This window comes from Nocardia sp. NPDC055029, assembly GCF_053608525.1.
Map to the genome: position 1 here is coordinate 79,612 of NZ_JBSGVQ010000025.1, position 16,619 is coordinate 96,230.

The following is a 16,619-nucleotide window of genomic DNA, read 5'->3' on the forward strand; positions in this document are numbered from 1 at the left end:
CCACTAATAGTTATTGCACTAACTATTAGTGGCATAATACTGTGTGGACGAAGGAAGGCGGAACCATGCAGGAGCTCGACGACCCGCTGCGGCTGGACCGGCAGGTGTGCTTCGCGCTGGCGGTGGCCAATCGCTCGGTGCTCGCGGTCTATCGGCCGCTGCTCGAGCCGATGGGGCTGACACACCCGCAGTACCTGGTGATGCTCGCGCTCTGGGGCGAGGCGCCGATGTCGGTGAAGTCCGTCGCGGAGGCGATTCAGCTCGACTCGGCGACGCTGTCGCCGCTGCTCAAGCGGCTCGAATCCGCCGGTCTCATCACCCGCCGCCGCGATCCGCACGATGAGCGCACGTTGCTCATCGACCTCACCGAGGCGGGACAGGCGCTGCGCGGGCAGGCCGAGCAGATTCCGCCCGCCGTCGTCGCCCGGCTCGGCGTGAGCCTGGCCGATCTGGAAGAACTGCGTGATGTCCTCGGCCGTGTGAACGCGGCCGCGCTGCGCGCAGCCGAAGCGAGGGAGCAGTGATGACCGGCTCGACCCCGAACCTCTGGCAGCGACTGCGCTACGTCGGCGGTGCCACGCTGCCGCCGTCGATGGCGGACTGGGTGCTGAACGACCTGACCGGGCCCGGTGCGACCCGCCGCTACCTGATGCGGTTCCTGCTGCCCGTCCTGCCGGTGCTGTGCCTGTTCCTGCTGGTGCCGGGGCCGCTGTGGATCGGGCTGTCGATGATGGCACTGCTGTACCTGCCGCTGATCTACTTCACCGTCGCGCTGGTCTACGTGTATCGGCGGCACCGTCTGGTCAGCCACGGATTCGACCCCGAGCTCGCCGATGCCGCCGAGGTTCGCCGTGCCGAAGCCGAGCGCATCGCCTACGAGACACGCCACAACCGCGCCTGACCTGGGGATCCGATGCCGGGACTGTCGGCTCGCCGCGATCGCGGGTAGCGTCCGAGCAGACTCGTTCACGCACCTCCACACCCTGGCTCGGGCAGTGTGCAACCGCCGCGAGCTCGTGCTGGTTGTGTGACCGGGTTCGTCCGGTGACACCAGGCGAGCTCAGTGAGTGGAGGAGGGTGGCTGTGGGTGACTTCGCGGATGTGCCGACGGTGGGGGTCGAAGAGGAATTCCTGCTGACCGACCCGGGGACCGGCGCGCCGGCACCGAAGAACGCCCAGGTCGCCGAGACGGCGCGGCGGGCGGGGATCGATCTGCAACTGGAACTGACCCGCTGTCAGGTGGAGACGAGCACCGGGGTGCATTCCGACATCGGCGAGCTGCTTGCCGAGCTGCGCACCTCGCGGCGCGGGGTCGCCGACTGCGCGGCCGAGCACGATGCCCGGCTGTTGGCGGTGGCAGTCCCGCCGACCGTGCCCGAGGGGTACCCGGTGACCGACACGCCGCGCTACCAGCGGATCGCGCACACCTACGGCATGCTCGCCCACGAGCAGGGCCTGTGCGGCTGTCACGTCCACGTCGCGGTGCCCGACCGTGACATTGCGGTACAGGTCAGCAATCATGTGCGTCCCTGGCTGCCGCTGCTGCTCGCCCTGACCGCGAATTCGGCGATCTACCGCGGCACCGAGACGGGGTACGCGAGTTGGCGCAACATCCTGTGGCGGCGCTGGCCCAGCGCAGGCCCGCCGCCGTATTTCGACTCGCTGGCCCAGTACGAGTCGCTCGTGGCCATGATGCACGCCAGCGGCAGCATTCTGGACAAGAAGATGGTCTATTGGGACGTCCGCCTGTCGGAGTCGTTCCCGACCGTCGAGATACGGGTGAGCGACATTCCGGCCACGGCGGAGGAATCCGCCCTGCTGGCCGCGCTGATCAGGAGCATGGTCACCACGGCGCTCCGGTCGATCGCCCAGGAGGAGCCCGCGCCGCCCGTGCCGGGTGAGATGCTGCTCGCCTCCTACTGGAACGCCGCGCACTCGGGATTGGACGGAAACGGCCTGCACCCGGTCCGGGGCAGCGTCGTCCCGTACCGTGACCTGCTCGCCGAACTCGTCGACCGCATCGAACCCGCGCTGCGCGACTGCGGCGATCACGCCTTCGTCACCGACGCGATCGCCGCGCTGAGCAAGCGCGGCAACGGGGCACAACGGCAGCTGGTAGCGATGCGGGCACGGCGCGATGTCACCGACGTGGTGGCGGAACTGGCGCAGGCGACTCTCGAAGGCTGCCCGTAGTCACTTGTTCGGGCGCAGGATCTCGCCGAGTTGCTGTTCGAGCCGTTCCAGGGCGGCACGGGCCGCTTCGAGCTCGGCCTCCAGTCGGGCGATCGCCGCCTCGTCCACCTGCGGTCCGACGGGCGAGGTCTGCGGCTGACCGGGTGGTGGCGCCACCGGTCGGCCAGGTGGTGGTGGCGCACCGGGACCGCCGCCGGGCGCGGTCGCCATATTGCCGGTCTCCGGGCCGAAGACCTGGTCGAGTGCCTCCCCGAGGGTCGGGGCGTAGCCGACCCTGACCCCGCCGGTACCTGGCTCCCGGTAACTGACCAACACTCGTGCCAGCTGTGGGAACGTGGAACCGTTCTGCGCTGTCGAAATCCGTTCGGTGAACAGCGGTTCGACATAGAGCACCCCGCCGTCGGCGATCGGCAGCGTGATCAGGTTGCCGTACTGGATCTGGTTCGAGCGCTCGAGCAGCGTGCGCTCGGAGGCCACCCTGGTATCGGAGATCATCGAGTTCTGAATCTGTTGCGGCCCTTGGGTGAGCGTGTCGGTGGGCAGTTGCAGAATGTGGAACCTGCCGTAGTTCTCCGGGTCGGAGCGCACGGAGATATAGGCCGACAGGAACTCCCGCCGGAATCCGACCATCGCACTGGCCAGCCGGAACGACGGCTCGGCGGTCACGGGGTCACCGAGCAGGACATAGAACGGTGGCTGTTGCGGATTGGCCTCCACCGTCGGATCGCTGGGCACCGACCAGAAAGCGTTGTTGGTGAAGAACTCTCGCGGTTCGTCCACGTGATAGCGGGCGAGCATGTCGCGCTGGATGACGAACAGGTCCTCGGGGTACCGGAAATGCGCGCGCAGATCGGGGCTGATCGCGGACTCGGGTTCGACCGTGCCGGGGAAGACCCGCATCCAGGTCGCCAGCACCGGGTCCTGCGCGTCGACCTGGTAGAGGGTCACGGTGCCGTCGTAGGCGTCGACGGTGGCCTTCACCGAGTTCCGCACGTAGGAGATCTCCTCGGGATTGCGTGGCGGTCCGGCGTCGTCGTGGTGCAGGGCCTCCAGGGAACTCCGTGCGGCGTAGGGATAGCCGTCGATCGTGGTGTACGCGTCGACGATCCAGACGATGCGGCCGTCGACGACCGCCGGGTACGGATTGTTGTCGACGGTGAGCCACGGTGCCACCAGCTCGACGCGTTCCCTCGGGGCGCGATGGTAGATGATCTTCGACCCGGGTCCGATCGCCTTGGCGAAGAGGATGTTTCGCTCGGTGTAGTTGGTGGCGAAGGCGAGCCGGTTGAGCCAGTTGCCGATCGGCACGCCACCCGCGCCGGCGTAGGTGTATTTCGTGGCGTCGGTGTCGTATTCGCGCGGCTCGCTGCCGCCGCCGACGATGGCGTAGTCCGGATCCGTCCTGGCGATCACCTCACCGAAGTAGATCCGCGGCTGTTCGACCGGGATGATCTGCTGCCCGGCATGCTGGGAGGCGATGTCGCTGACCGCGTAGATCGGATAGCCGCTGTTGCTCGCCGAACTGTCGGCGGCGGCATCCCGGACCGCCGCGTTGACCCGGTTCGCCGGCGCGGCGACGAACCCGTCGCCGTGGGTGTAGACCGTGTGCCGGTTGACCCAGTGCGACTGGTTGCCGCTGAGCGCCCCCGGCGTCAGTTCCCTGGCCGCGACCACGTAGTCGCGCAGGCGGCCGTCGATGCGGTACCGGTCCAGATCCAGGTGATCGGGGAAGCTGTAGAAGTTCTTCAGCTGTTGCTGCTGGGTGAAGGTCCGCGAGAGCACGCGCGGATCGAGCAGCCGGATATCGGCGATGGTGGTCGCGTCGGCGGCCACGCGCGGTGGCTGCGTGGAGCCGACGCCCGGATACGGCTGATAGTCGACCCGGTCGCCGCCGATCCCGTACGCCTGGCGGGTCGCCGCGATATTGCGTTCGATGTACGGGCTCTCCATGTCGGCGGCATTGGGGCGCACCGAGAACTGTTCGACCACCAGCGGCCAGACACCACCGGCCACGATCGAGGACAGCAGCAGCAGAGCGGCAGCCATCGCCGGGATCCGCAGGTCGCGCAGCACGACCGCGGAGAACACCGCGACGGCGCAGACCAGCGCGATCGCGAACAGGACGAGGCGGGCGGGGAGCACGGCATTGATATCGGTGTATCCGGCGCCGGCGAAGGTCGGTTCCCTGCGCTCGCTCGACAGCAGGATGTACCGGTCGAGCCAATACGCGGCCACCTTCATGAGCAGGAACAGCCCGAGGATCACCGCGAGCTGGACGCGGGCCGCCACGGTGATACCCAGCGATTTGCCGCTGACCCGCAGCCCGCCGAACAGATAATGGGTAGCCAGATTGACCAGGAACGCGAAGATCACCAGGGCGAAGAACCAGCTCAGGACGAGCCGGTAGAACGGCAGATCGAAGACATAGAACCCGATGTCGTGGCCGAACTGGGGATCGTGCACGCCGAATGCCCCACCGCGCAGGAACAGTTGCACCGTCTCCCAGCGCGACTTGCCGATGAGACCGCAGATCAGACCTAGGCCGACGGCGATCCCCAGGCCGAATCGCAGCGGCCACCGCGCCACCACGCGCCGGATTTCGCCCAGCGGGTCATCCTCCCGTGCGGGCAGGAACGCCGGACGTGACCGGTACGCCAGCCACATCGCGGTGAAGACGACGACGCTGACGAGCGCGGTGATCACGGCGAACAGCGTGAGCTTGGTGAGCAGCACGGTCGACCAGACAGTGCGGTAGTCGACCTCGCCGAACCACAGCCAGTCGATGTAAGTGTGGACCAGGCGCGGCACCACCAGGATGATCACGAAGAACACCGTGACCGACGTCAGCAGCAGGCGAAGACCTCGGGGCAGCTGTCCCGATTCAGTGTCGTCGCGAGCGCTCATCTGCCACTCCCGTGACCACGTCGGGCCGCACGACCGACACTGGCCACCGCCACCGATTCTACCTAGGGAATACGGGCCATCCCGCAGAGCATCGATACCGCCTCCTTGCGCGGATGCGGGCGCCACTCGGTGGGACGCCAGTCGATCACCGAGGTGATGCCGGGGGAGACCAGGTCGAGGCCGTCGAAGAACCGGGTGAACTCCGCGGTCGAGCGGAGCCGGAACGGGACGCCGCTGCGCTCGTTGGCCTCGATGGTCGCTTGCAGGTCCTCGGCGGACAGATGGTCGTCGGTGGCATGGGTCATGGTCAGGTAGCTGCCCGAAGGCAGTGCCGCACAGAGTTGTCCGACCACGTCGTAGGGCTGCATCTCGTCGGTCAGGAAGTGCAGCACCGCGCAGAGCATGAGGGCAACCGGCCGGTCCAGGTCGAGGGTGCCGCTCAGCGCCGGGTGCTCGAGGATCGAGGCGGGGTCGCGCAGGTCGGCGTCGATGTAGGCGGTCGCGCCGCTCGGGGAGCTGTCGAGCAGGTCGCGGGCGTGATAGAGGACGATCGGGTCGTTGTCGACGTAGACGACCCGCGATTCCGGGGCGATCGCCTGGGCCAGCTCGTGGACGTTGCCCGCGGTCGGCAGCCCGGTACCGATGTCGAGGAATTGCCGGATGCCTGCCGTGTCGACGAGATACGGGATCGCGCGACGGAGGAATTTGCGGTTCTCCAGGACGGCGAAATGGATCGACGGAAACGCCTCGGCCACCGCGTCGGCCGACTTGCGATCGGCTTCGAAATTGGCACTGCCGCCCAGCCAGTAGTCGTACCGGCGGGCCGGGTGTGGTTTGGTGACATCCACCCGATCAGCGGCGGCTTCGAAGTCCACGGCGCGCGTCCTCTCTCTCGACTACGGTCGTCCCTGTTCAGCCCGACACGAGACCGGTGGTGGCGTTGTCACGTCGCCGCGAAAGGCACGGCCATGCCCCTGCAGTTCAGCCCCTACGACTTCGCTGTCCATGCCGATCCGTATCCGTACTATGCCAGGTTGCGTACCGAGGCCCCCGTCTACCGCAACACGACCGACGACTTCTGGGCGTTGTCGCGACACGCGGACGTCAAGGCGGCGTTGCGCGATTCCGACCGATTCTCGAGCGCCAACGGCCTGCGCATGGAGCCCGCGTTCTGGGGACCGCAGGCGGAGAAGTTCTTCTCCTTCGTGGCGATGGACCCGCCCAAGCACACCAGGATGCGCGAGCTCGTTGTCCGCGCGTTCACCCAGCGCCGGGTGCAGAGCCTCGAACCGCGTCTGCGTGAAATCGCCCGCCGCACACTGGAACCGCTGCTCGCGCGCGGCAGCTTCGACCTGATCGCCGACTTCGCTGGCCCGTTCCCGACCGATGTGATCTCCGAACTGGTCGGCGTGCCGGAAGACGATCGCGAGCTGCTGCGCAAGCTCGGCATGGAGATCATGTACACCGACGCGGAGTCGACCGATCTGCGGCCCGAGGCGATGCAGGCGATCGGCGCGCTCGTCGGCTACTACACGGAGCTGACCATCGCCCGTAGCCAGAATCGGACCGATGATCTGCTGTCGGGTCTGCTCGACGCGGCCGACGGCGACGACCGGCTCACCCCCGAGGAGATCGTCGGGGTGCTGATCCTGCTCGTCGGCGCAGGCATCGAGACGGTCATGCTGACCCTGGGCAACGCGTGGCACACCGCCGCACTGCACCCCGATCAGCGCCGCGCCGCCTTCGACGGCCGGATCGACGACTGGATCGCCGAGTCGATGCGCTACGACCCCGCGACCCAGGGGCAGCTGCGCACCACGACGGTGCCGGTCGAGCTGCACGGCGTGCAGATCCCGGCCGATGCCCGCGTACTGCTGCTCACCGGATCGGCCCACCGCGACGAGTCCGTCTTCGAGAACCCCGACGTCTTCGACCTGGACCGCGACACCAGCGCCTCGCTGGCCTTCGGCGCAGGCCGTCATCACTGCCTCGGGATGAACCTGGCCCAGCTGGAGCTGCGGGTGGCGTTGCAGGAGATCGTCGCCGCGGTGGCCGACTACGAGATCGATACCGGCAATCTGGTGCGCATCCACTCGTCCAACAACCGGGGCTTCGCCTCGCTGCCGACGACGGTGACGCTGCGCTGAGAGCGCACTGGGAACGGCCCGTCCACCATGGTGGACGGGCCGTTCGGTGTTCCCGCCAGGTGCGGGCCCGCGGTTGTGTGACTGCTCCCAAAAACGCGGGGACGCGGTTGCGCCAGCCCGCGTCGACACCGAAGGTAAGTATCTGGGAGTATCAGTCCCACACATTATGCGGTCTGATCGTGGCCGAGACCGCGCCTGCAGGGGAATCGACATCGGAGTCGGTATGAGCGCTGTGTTCGAGAGTCACCACGGATGGGTCGTCGACATCGTCGCGGACGGCGTCGACCTGATCGGCTGGCGGGCGATGTGCTCGTGCGGCCGCTGGCACGGGCGGCCATGGCAGCGGTCCGTGCGGGCCGACGGCCATGCCCCGGCCGAGCGGCGACTGCACTGCCCCGGCAGCCACCTCGACCCGGCTCTCACCCGGCTGGTGCTCGAGGAGTGGGAGTGCCACCACTTCGAGATGCAGGCGCTGATGCCGGTGCGGCTGGCCTTCCAGGATTCCGAGTCCGCCCGGGAACGGCTCGTCGAGGCCGTCCGCTTCGTCCGGTCGACGGGGGCGTCCTGGGAATCGATCGGTCAGGTGATCGGCACCGAATCCGCGGAGGTCGCCGAGCAGCGCTTCGGTGCCGGCCAGTGGCGCGACACCGTGCGCCAACTCGAGTGGTGACCGTCCGCCTACGCTCGAGGTATGGCCGCCGACGTTCGCCGGATCCGGGGTTTCGTCGTCCTGCCGCCGGACGCCCCGGTGACGACGGCGCGCATCGCCGTCGAACTGCGTGACGTGACCTATGCCGACGGCGCGGCACCGCTGATCGCCGAGACCGTGACCGTCTGTGTCGCGATCGAACCCGGCGCGCGGATTCCGTTCGACCTCACGGCACCGGCGAGTCCGGCGGGTACCGCCTTGGGGCTCGCCTGCCAGATAGACCGAGCGGGCGACGGCGTGCTGACCGCCGGGGACCTGGTGTCCACGCAGGCGATTCCGGTGCCGTCGCACGGGTCGGTGTCGGCGGTGATCATCCCGGTGCGCCTGGTCTGAGCCGGTGTGATCGGGTAGCGCGCTACGCGTGAGTCCGGGATGCCATCGGCCCGACACTTCCCTGACAGGCGACGATCCAGAGGAAGTGCGGCGCATGATCATCGAAGACACCGTCCCGGCGAGCGCGGACATGGACGACACCGGCGAATTCCATTCCGGCCCCGAAGCGGGGACGACGCTGATTCCCAGCGCCAACCACGGATTCCGCGAAGTGCCCTACGCGGCCGTCGACGACCTCGCGATCTTCGAAGGCGACATCGTTCTCGGCACGCTCGCCGAGATCGCCGCCCGCCAGGGGCAGGAGGGCATCGCGATCTCGGGTGCGAATTTCCGGTGGCCCAATGCCGTGGTCCCCTACGAGGTCGATCCGGCCCTGCCGGGCCTGCAGCGGATCACCGACGCGGTCGCGCACTGGAATGCCCGCACCAGACTGCGGTTCGTCCCGCGCACCGGCGTCCACGCCGACTATGTGCGGTTCGTGCCGAGCACGGCGAGCCGCTCGCCGGTCGGCAGGCAGGGCGGCATGCAGACCATCGAATTGACCGCGGGCGCGCCGACCGGGACCGTCATCCACGAGATGGGGCACGCGATCGGGCTGTGGCACGAACAGAGCAGGGAGGACAGGGAACGGTTCGTCGAGGTGCGGCTGGCCAATGTGACCGCGGCGAATCGGCACAATTTCGCCCAGCACATCACCGACGGCGACGATATCGGCGGCTACGACTTCGGCTCGATCATGCATTACCCGGCAACAGCTTTCAGCTCCGACGGGCAGGCCACGATCGTGCCGCGGGTGACCCTGCCGCCCGGGGTGACGATGGGGCAGCGCACGGCGCTGTCGGCAGGCGATGTCCAGGCCGCGCACACGATCTACCCGAACTGGTCGGGTGTCGGCGATCGGTGGCGCAGTATCGGCGGCGTATTCCCGCGCACCGCACGGGTTTCCGCGACCGCCCGGCGCGCCGACCATCTCGACCTGTTCATCACCGGCAACGACGGCCGCGTGTACACCTCCTGGTGGCATGCGGGGGCGGAGTGGTCGGGCGCGGGGGACCGCTGGCGCACTATCGGCGGGATCTTCCCAGCGGGCGCCGCGGTGGCCTCGGTGGCGCGGACGTCGAACAACCTCGATGTGTTCACCGTCGGCAACGACGGCCGCGTCTACACCTCGTGGTGGCAGGCGGGTTCGGACTGGTCGGGCATCGGTGATCGCTGGCGCAACATCGGTGGCGTATTCCCGCGCACGGCAAGGGTTTCCGCGGTCGCGCGCACCTCGACCAATCTCGATCTGTTCGTCACCGGCAACGACGGGCGGGTCTACACGTCGTGGTGGCAGCAGGGCGGTGACTGGTCGGGCATCGGGGATCGCTGGCGCAATATCGGCGGCGTCTTCCCGGCCGGCGCGCCGGTGACGGTGGTGGCGCGGACATCGAGCATTCTCGATCTGTTCATCACGGGCAACGACGGCTGTGTCTACACCTCGTGGTGGCAGGCGGGTTCGGACTGGTCGGGTATCGGGGATCGCTGGCGCAATATCGGCGGTGTCTTCCCGCCCGGAGCGCCGGTCGCCGCGGTGGCGCGCACCTCGAACATTCTCGATCTGTTCATCACGGGCAACGACGGCTGTGTCTACACCTCCTGGTGGCAGGCGGGTTCGGACTGGTCGGGCATCGGCAACCGGTGGCGCAATATCGGCGGGGTCTTCCCCGTCGGCGGGCCGGTGGCGGCCGTGGCCCGCAGCGCGGGCGAACTGGACGCGTTCACCACCGGCAACGACGGCCGGGTCTACACCTCCTGGTGGGAGCAGTAGCCACCGCCACCGATGCCGGTCACGGGAATTCGAGTGGTCGACTACTCGTGATCGGCACCGGGCACCACGCTCACCCTGAGAACGCCAGCTGCATACTTCTCCGGGCGAGGTGACCCATGGATACCGACAGCGCAACACGCACCGCCGCATGGCGCGAACAGATGGACGCCGCGGCACGGCGCTTCGCCAGGAGCGCCGAGGAACGCGACGAGGTGACCCGCAAACGCAAGGCGACCGAATCCGATGTCGTCGACACCGACGAACAGATCATCGCCCGCGCCGACCGGCTGTTCACCAGCGGCGAAGTGCCCGTGCAGGCGGCGGTCGACCTGGGCAGACAGGAACCGCTCGACACCATCGGGTCGCTGGAACGCATCATCGGCTTCGCCAATGACCTCCAGGCCGTCAACTTCCTGACCCGCGGCGCCCGCGCGGCGGCCGCCGTCGCCCGGATCACCCTGACCCACAACAGCCGTGAGGTGCCGATGGGCACCGGTTCGCTGGTGTCACCGCAACTGTTGCTCACCAACAACCATGTGCTGCCGACGGCGGACAAGGCCGAGTCGGTCGTGATCGAGTTCGGCGCCGAGGCCGGTATCGACAATCAGCAAACCCCGGTGACGAAGTATCGGCTCGCGCCGAACGACTTGTTCGTCACGAACAAGCATCTCGACTACACGCTGGTGCGGGTGGCGCCGGGACCCGACGGGGTCGCCCCCGGCGCGACATTCGGCTGGAACCGGTTGATCGCCGACAGCGGCAAGATCGTGGTCGGCGAGGCGATGAACGTCATCGGTCACCCGCAGGGCAGGCTCAAGGAGATCTCGATCCGCGACAACCGGCTCGACCTGCAACTGGACGACTTCCTGCACTACACCTCCGACACCGAACCGGGCAATTCCGGCTCGCCCGTCTTCAACGATCAGTGGGAGATGGTCGCGCTGCACCACGCGGGCGTCCCGAAGAAGGACGACACAGGCCGGATGCTGCGCAAGGACGGCAAGGTCTGGCAGAGCGGCGACGGCGACGACGCGATCCACTGGGTAGCCAACGAGGGCGTCCGGGTGAGCGTGCTGCTGCGGGATCTCGGCAAGCAATCGTTCGATCCGGCGCAGCGAAAGCTCCTCGACGAACTCGGGCCCGACGCGGGTTTGTCGGCCGAAACCGTGGTCGCCGACGTGACAGCGCCTGCGCCACAGCATATCTCGGCAGTCGAGGCGGCGGTGGTGCGCGGCGTGCAGGGCAGGCCGAGCGCGTTCGGCGGGCGGCGCAGTGTGGTGTTCCTGCACGGACGCAGTCAGCAGGGCCGCGACCCGGCCGACCTGCGGCGCGCCTGGACCGCCGGACTGAACAAGGGCCTCACCCTCGCCGACCTGAGCCCGATCGACCCCGCCGACGTCCACTTCCCCTTCTACGGCGACCAGCTCGTCGCGAGCCTGGGCGCGCGGGAATCGGTTGTCGACACCGGCTCGGAGCTCTACGAGAGCCTGGTCGCCGAGGCGGCGCGGCGCGCGGGCATGCCCAGCGCCGGTGACGTCGCCACCGATCCGATCGCGGAGGAACGGTTCGGCGGGTTCGGCTCGGTCGTCCTCGGCCGGGTACGCGACCAGCTCGGGTGGATCGCCGCGCGCAGCGGCCTCGATTCGCTGCTCATCGGGGCAATTTTCAAGGATGTCGCCGCCTATCTGGACGACGAGCGGGTGCGTAAGGGCGTGCTCGACACCGTGCTCGCCGACATGCCCGTCGGCGGCGAGGTGATCCTGGTCAGCCACAGTCTGGGCACCGTCGTCGCGATGGACCTGCTCACCCAGCTGCCACGGGAACTGGACGTGCGCCTGCTGGTGACGGCGGGCAGCCCACTTGGCCTGGACGGGGTTTACGGCAAGCTGCTCAGCGGCGGCGCGAGCAGGCCAGAACGGGTCGGTGAGTGGCTCAACACCTGGTATGCCGGTGATCCGATCGCCATCGGCTGCCCGCTGCGCCCGGCGTGGGGCAACGACCTGCGGGATCTCCCCGTCGACAACCCCAAGGAACGGGCGCACGACATCGCCGAATACCTCGCGCACGCGGCGGTGGCGGCGACGATCGGACGGACACTGTCCGCCTGAGGCGAGCCGGTGCGGTGCTGCGGATGTGGGGTAGTGCGTTACGCGTTCGGACGGGCCGGTCTGCGCGAGATGATCGTTGCGCAGGGTTTCTCCACATGGTTCGAAAGGACAGGGAGATGGTGGTTTCGGAGATGGAAGACGCGGTCCTGGCAGCCAGCCCGGATACCGCAGAGGAGCTGTTCGAGGAGACGAAATCGCAGGCCGGTTATCGCGACAACGGCGTCGGGATCAGGGGAGTCGGCCACCGGAATGTCTCGTCCATCTTCTGGGCGCAGCGCGTGCTGCACACCCATGGCACCGGCGCCTGGGTGTTCGGATTCCCGAACACCCAGGTCGGGGCCGACAGCCAGGTATCGGTCACCATGACCGAGCTGGATGTCAACGGCATCCCGTTTCTCGGACACGCGACGATGCAGGTCCGCAATGTCGTCCCGCATGCCGACGGCACCATGACGGTGCGGTACCACGTCGGCTGGGACGCCAACCTCAGGGTGCTGTTCAACTTCATCATCGTGAACTGACGACACCGCACTACTCGGCGCGCACCGACCCAGCCGCTGTCAGCGCGCCGAGTACCTGTTCGGTCTTGGCGGGCCCGGTCGCGATGGACAGGCCGTGCCCGCGCACGGCGGCGTGGAGCCGGCGCTGCACCTCGAGGGCGCGCGCATGCAGTTCCGCCGTTGATTCACCGGGCACGGGAGTCACCGTGAGCGCCAGCTCGAACAGGTCGAGGCCGCCGACGGTCCAGCGTTCGGCGTCGACCTCGAGGCCGCCGAGGTGCACCTTCGTCCACCTCGTCGACGCGACCGGACCCATCGCCCGCAGGTGCTCGACCGCGACCCCGGGGGGCGTGCAGCTCACCACGAACTGGCGCTGAGCGGAGTCGAGGGCCTCGGTGACGTCCTCACCGCGCAGCGCGCCCACCCGCAGCGAGCCGGGTGGGCGTTTGCTCACCACCGAGGCCGACAGCACCCGCTCCTCGCCGCACCAGTCGCCCTTGATGCGGTACCGCACCGCCTCGTCGGTGAACGCCGACGCCCAGCGGCCCATCAGCTGCGATTGCTCGCACGGCCGCAGCGTCACGGTCAGGTCGTCGCGCTCGCCGCTACGCAGCCGGATGGCGATCCGTCCGGTCAGGGCAGGCGCATCGCAGGCATCAGGGCGCGGAGGTTCGGCGAACCACACGTCGCGGCTGATCGCGGCGGCGTTCGTACACCCCAGCCGGGTTTGTGCGTCGACGAGATCACCGTCGAGATTGACCTTGATTTCGATCGGAGTAGTCACCTGAGCAGCGTGACCCATCGACCCGCTGCCTGGCGCGCGTAATTCGCTACTCGATTGCCGGGAGTCGCCACGGCGGCCCCGCGTGTGACCGCACCCGATGGGCGAGTAGTCCACTACCCGTGACAGGGGCCCTGCCCGTGCCGGACACTGATTTCCGACCAGTTCTCGTACGCCGCGGTTCGAGCCAGCCACGTGGAGGTTCTCGATGGTCAAGACGACTCCGTTTGTCACCCGTTTGGCGGTCGGGGCCGCCGAAGCACTGGATCGGCGCATCGGCTGGTTCCGCTTGCCGCCGCCGCTGGGGCTGGCCGTCCTGGTCGGGCTGCGCAGCCGGCTTCGCGCGCAGAATCTCTTCGACACCGGCGGGCATCCGGGCGGACCGCTGCCACCGGACGAGGCAGGCGAGCACCACGGCGCGCGCACCGTCGACGGCGCCTACAACAACCCCGCCGACCCGAGGACAGGATCGGTCGGCTGCCGGTTCGGGCGCAACTTCCCGCTCGAGCACACCCACCCGGAGGACTCCGCGCGGATTCTGGAACCCAACCCGCGCCTGATCAGCACCCAACTGCTGACCCGCGACCGGTTCCAGCCCGCCACGACTCTGAATCTGCTGGCGGCGGCCTGGATCCAGTTCGAGGTGCACGACTGGTTCGACCACGACGACGCCGACACCGAGCCGTTCACGGTGACACTGGACGCGCGGGATCCGTGGCCGGACCCGCCGATGACGATCCCGCGCACCGCCTCGGTGCCCAGCCCCGAACCGGGCGGTCCGCCGACCTACGTCACGGTGGAGAGCCACTGGTGGGACGCCTCCCAGATCTATGGCAGCACAGCCGAATTCGCGGCCGCCATGCGATCGGGCAAGGGCGGCGAACTCGTCATCGACGAACTGGGCCTGCCACCACTGGACGCGGAAAGCCTGATCGCCTTGTCGGACGCGGCGGCCAACGCCTGGGTCGGACTGGCCCTGCTGCATTCACTGTTCCTGCGCGAACACAATGCGATCTGCCGTCGCCTGAGCCGTCGCTATCCCGACCTGGACGACCAACAGCTCTACGACACCGCACGTCTGGTCAACTCGGCCCTCATGGCGAAGATCCACACCGTCGACTGGACACCGGCCGTCATCGCGCATCCCACCACCGTCGCAGCCATGCGCGCCAACTGGTTCGGGGTGCTCGGCGAGCGGGTGGCCCGCCGGTTCGGCAGGCTCGCCGGCAACGAAGTGCTGTGCGGCATACCGGGATCCGCGGTCGACGACCACGGTGTGCCGTTCTCGCTGACCGAGGAATTCGTCTCCGTGTACCGGATGCATCCGCTCATCCCCGACGAACTCGTCGTCCGCAGCCTCGCCGACGACAGCGTCCTGGCCGAGTATCCGCTCCCGGAGCTGGGCGTCGCCCACATTCGCGAACGCCTCGCCGAGACGCCGATGGACACGCTGCTCTACTCGTTCGGCCGCGCCAACCCCGGCGCGCTGACCCTGCACAACTATCCACGGCACCTGCAGAACCTCACCCGCCCCGGGCATCCGCTGCTCGACCTGGCGACCGTCGACATCCTGCGGGTCCGCGAGCGGGGCGTGCCGCGCTACAACGAATTCCGCAAGCAGCTGCGACTGCCGCCTGCCGCCTCGTTCGACCAGCTGACCGACAACCCGCAGTGGGCCCGCGAACTCGAGCAGATCTACGGTGACGTGGACGACGTCGACCTCATGATCGGGCTCTACGCCGAGCCCAAGCCGCCCGGTTTCGGCTTCAGCGACACCGCGTTCCGGGTGTTCGTGCTGATGGCGTCGCGGCGGCTGTCCGCCGACCGGTTCTTCACCACCGACTTCCGGCCCGAGGTCTACACCGAGGCGGGCATGGCGTGGGTGCGCGACAACTCGATGCGCAGCGTCCTGCTGCGCCACTTTCCCACGCTGGCGCCCGCGCTCGACGGCGTCGCGAATCCGTTCGCGCCGTGGAGGAGCCGACGATGACCTACCTGCGCTACCGCGACGACATCGAACACCCGCGGCCCGACGAAGAGCGCGACATCGACAAGATCATCGCGGTCCTGCGCGACAACAACGAACGCGCCTACCGCAAGTACAAGCGCGGCTTGCGCGACGCGCACGCCAAGAGCCACGGCATCCTGCGCGGCGAGCTGACCGTGCCCGCCGGCCTGCCACCCGAACTGGCACAGGGCCTGTTCGCCACTCCGGCCAGGTTCCCGGTGATCGCCCGGCTGTCGAGTACCTCCGGCGTGATCCGCAGCGACCAGCTGCGCGGTGTCCGCGGGCTGGGGATCAAAGTGCTCGGCGTGCACGGGCCGCGGGCGTTGCCCGACGACGAGGCAACCACGCAGGACCTCATCATGGTCACCCACCGGGAATTCCTGTTCGCCGACGCGCACGCCTACCTGACGAAGGGCATGCCGACCGCCTGGGTGCTCGCGCGGTTGCCCGACCCGGTATTGCAGACCGGCAGTAGCGTTCTCGCCGCGCTGGACCAGCACGTGCTGCGGCGGATCGGCCGGGGGGTGCCCCCGAACCTCGGCGTCTTCATCGCGCCCAACACCCACATCCTGGGCGAGACGTTCTACACCTCGGCGCCCGTGCGCTACGGCGACTACGTGGCCAAGCTGCTCTATGTTCCCGTGTCGCCGGAAGTCGTCGCGCTGCAAGGACAACCGGTGAGCGAAGAGTCGGGAGTGAACGTCCATCAAAACTCCGTCATCGACTTCTTCGCCTCGCACAGCGCCACGTACGAGCTGCGCGCGCAACTGTGCACCGACACCGCAACCATGCCGATCGAGGACGCCACCGTGCCGTGGCCGGAAGACGCATCGCCGCACCGCACCGTGGCGACCATCCGCTTCGACATCCAGGATCCCTATACGCCCGAACGGCGTGCCTACGGCGATGATGTGCTGTCGTTCAACTCCTGGCGCGGTCTCGACGCGCACCGTCCGCTCGGCTCGATCAACCGGCTCAAGCAGCGCGTCTACGAGGCGTCGAGCAACTTCCGCCACGACGTCAACAACGCACCCCGGCTCGAGCCACGCGACGCCACCGAACTGCCGCGATGACCATCGCCGTCCCCGTCCGTCCAGCCCGGAAATTAGTTGCACCTGCACAGATT

14 protein-coding genes are annotated in these 16,619 nt (G+C 68.3%); 11 read left to right on the forward strand and 3 right to left on the reverse strand.

What is annotated here, in order from left to right; translation table 11 throughout:
• Window positions 1-65 precede the first annotated feature (65 nt).
• From ACWF9G_RS21470 to ACWF9G_RS21480, 3 genes are all read left to right on the forward strand, one after another.
• On the forward strand, window positions 66-524 hold the full coding sequence (locus ACWF9G_RS21470; protein ID WP_452517326.1) for a MarR family winged helix-turn-helix transcriptional regulator: 459 nt from the start codon (window positions 66-68) through the stop codon (window positions 522-524).
• On the forward strand, window positions 524-901 hold the full coding sequence (locus ACWF9G_RS21475) for a DUF5313 family protein (RefSeq protein WP_452517328.1): 378 nt from the start codon (window positions 524-526) through the stop codon (window positions 899-901). The genes ACWF9G_RS21470 and ACWF9G_RS21475 overlap by 1 nt, the downstream gene beginning before the upstream one ends.
• Window positions 902-1,083: 182 nt before the next feature.
• A complete protein-coding gene (locus ACWF9G_RS21480) occupies window positions 1,084-2,193 on the forward strand; it encodes a carboxylate-amine ligase (protein ID WP_452517330.1) in 1,110 nt (369 codons plus the stop codon).
• Here ACWF9G_RS21480 and ACWF9G_RS21485 read toward each other — a convergent pair whose 3' ends face one another.
• Window positions 2,194-5,097: a UPF0182 family protein gene (locus ACWF9G_RS21485; protein ID WP_452517331.1), complete on the reverse strand. Its 2,904-nt coding sequence runs from the start codon at window positions 5,095-5,097 to the stop codon at window positions 2,194-2,196.
• A gap of 62 nt (window positions 5,098-5,159) precedes the next feature.
• On the reverse strand, window positions 5,160-5,972 hold the full coding sequence (locus tag ACWF9G_RS21490; protein ID WP_452517333.1) for an SAM-dependent methyltransferase: 813 nt from the start codon (window positions 5,970-5,972) through the stop codon (window positions 5,160-5,162).
• Between the two features lie 93 nt (window positions 5,973-6,065).
• On the opposite strand from ACWF9G_RS21490, the gene ACWF9G_RS21495 reads away from it, so the two are divergent.
• From ACWF9G_RS21495 to ACWF9G_RS21520, 6 genes are all read left to right on the forward strand, one after another.
• Window positions 6,066-7,244 (forward strand): cytochrome P450, encoded by a 1,179-nt coding sequence (locus tag ACWF9G_RS21495; protein ID WP_379304084.1) that lies wholly within the window; start codon window positions 6,066-6,068, stop codon window positions 7,242-7,244.
• Between the two features lie 223 nt (window positions 7,245-7,467).
• Window positions 7,468-7,914 carry a hypothetical protein gene (locus tag ACWF9G_RS21500; protein ID WP_452517335.1) on the forward strand — a complete coding sequence of 149 codons (447 nt, stop codon included), beginning with the start codon at window positions 7,468-7,470 and terminating at the stop codon, window positions 7,912-7,914.
• Between the two features lie 21 nt (window positions 7,915-7,935).
• Window positions 7,936-8,286 (forward strand): hypothetical protein, encoded by a 351-nt coding sequence (locus ACWF9G_RS21505; protein ID WP_452517337.1) that lies wholly within the window; start codon window positions 7,936-7,938, stop codon window positions 8,284-8,286.
• Window positions 8,287-8,380: 94 nt separating this feature from the next.
• Window positions 8,381-10,096, forward strand: coding sequence for a M12 family metallopeptidase (locus ACWF9G_RS21510; RefSeq protein WP_452517339.1), 1,716 nt, complete (start codon window positions 8,381-8,383; stop codon window positions 10,094-10,096).
• 116 nt (window positions 10,097-10,212) lie between these two features.
• The gene (locus ACWF9G_RS21515) at window positions 10,213-12,204 is read left to right on the forward strand and encodes a trypsin-like serine peptidase (RefSeq protein ID WP_452517340.1); all 1,992 of its coding nucleotides are present in this window, start codon (window positions 10,213-10,215) and stop codon (window positions 12,202-12,204) included.
• Between the two features lie 116 nt (window positions 12,205-12,320).
• Window positions 12,321-12,725, forward strand: coding sequence for a hypothetical protein (locus ACWF9G_RS21520; RefSeq protein WP_379304076.1), 405 nt, complete (start codon window positions 12,321-12,323; stop codon window positions 12,723-12,725).
• Between the two features lie 10 nt (window positions 12,726-12,735).
• On the opposite strand, the gene ACWF9G_RS21525 is transcribed toward ACWF9G_RS21520, so the two are convergent.
• Window positions 12,736-13,488: a hypothetical protein gene (locus tag ACWF9G_RS21525; RefSeq protein ID WP_452517342.1), complete on the reverse strand. Its 753-nt coding sequence runs from the start codon at window positions 13,486-13,488 to the stop codon at window positions 12,736-12,738.
• 205 nt (window positions 13,489-13,693) lie between these two features.
• On the opposite strand from ACWF9G_RS21525, the gene ACWF9G_RS21530 reads away from it, so the two are divergent.
• Both ACWF9G_RS21530 and ACWF9G_RS21535 read left to right on the forward strand, forming a co-directional pair.
• Window positions 13,694-15,475: a peroxidase family protein gene (locus tag ACWF9G_RS21530; protein WP_379304072.1), complete on the forward strand. Its 1,782-nt coding sequence runs from the start codon at window positions 13,694-13,696 to the stop codon at window positions 15,473-15,475.
• A complete protein-coding gene (locus tag ACWF9G_RS21535) occupies window positions 15,472-16,566 on the forward strand; it encodes a catalase family protein (protein WP_452517344.1) in 1,095 nt (364 codons plus the stop codon). The genes ACWF9G_RS21530 and ACWF9G_RS21535 overlap by 4 nt, the downstream gene beginning before the upstream one ends.
• The last annotated feature ends 53 nt before the right edge of the window (window positions 16,567-16,619 follow it).

What these genes read in the sequence shown, in the direction of transcription:
- ACWF9G_RS21530 (WP_379304072.1), top strand. Translation starts at nt 13,694, where the DNA reads ATGGTCAAGACGACTCCGTTTGTCACCCGTTTGGCGGTCGGGGCCGCC.
- ACWF9G_RS21510 (WP_452517339.1), top strand. Translation starts at nt 8,381, where the DNA reads ATGATCATCGAAGACACCGTCCCGGCGAGCGCGGACATGGACGACACC.
- ACWF9G_RS21475 (WP_452517328.1), top strand. Translation starts at nt 524, where the DNA reads ATGACCGGCTCGACCCCGAACCTCTGGCAGCGACTGCGCTACGTCGGC.
- ACWF9G_RS21495 (WP_379304084.1), top strand. Translation starts at nt 6,066, where the DNA reads ATGCCCCTGCAGTTCAGCCCCTACGACTTCGCTGTCCATGCCGATCCG.
- ACWF9G_RS21500 (WP_452517335.1), top strand. Translation starts at nt 7,468, where the DNA reads ATGAGCGCTGTGTTCGAGAGTCACCACGGATGGGTCGTCGACATCGTC.
- ACWF9G_RS21520 (WP_379304076.1), top strand. Translation starts at nt 12,321, where the DNA reads ATGGTGGTTTCGGAGATGGAAGACGCGGTCCTGGCAGCCAGCCCGGAT.
- ACWF9G_RS21505 (WP_452517337.1), top strand. Translation starts at nt 7,936, where the DNA reads ATGGCCGCCGACGTTCGCCGGATCCGGGGTTTCGTCGTCCTGCCGCCG.
- ACWF9G_RS21535 (WP_452517344.1), top strand. Translation starts at nt 15,472, where the DNA reads ATGACCTACCTGCGCTACCGCGACGACATCGAACACCCGCGGCCCGAC.
- ACWF9G_RS21485 (WP_452517331.1), bottom strand. Translation starts at nt 5,097, where the DNA reads ATGAGCGCTCGCGACGACACTGAATCGGGACAGCTGCCCCGAGGTCTT.
- ACWF9G_RS21515 (WP_452517340.1), top strand. Translation starts at nt 10,213, where the DNA reads ATGGATACCGACAGCGCAACACGCACCGCCGCATGGCGCGAACAGATG.
- ACWF9G_RS21470 (WP_452517326.1), top strand. Translation starts at nt 66, where the DNA reads ATGCAGGAGCTCGACGACCCGCTGCGGCTGGACCGGCAGGTGTGCTTC.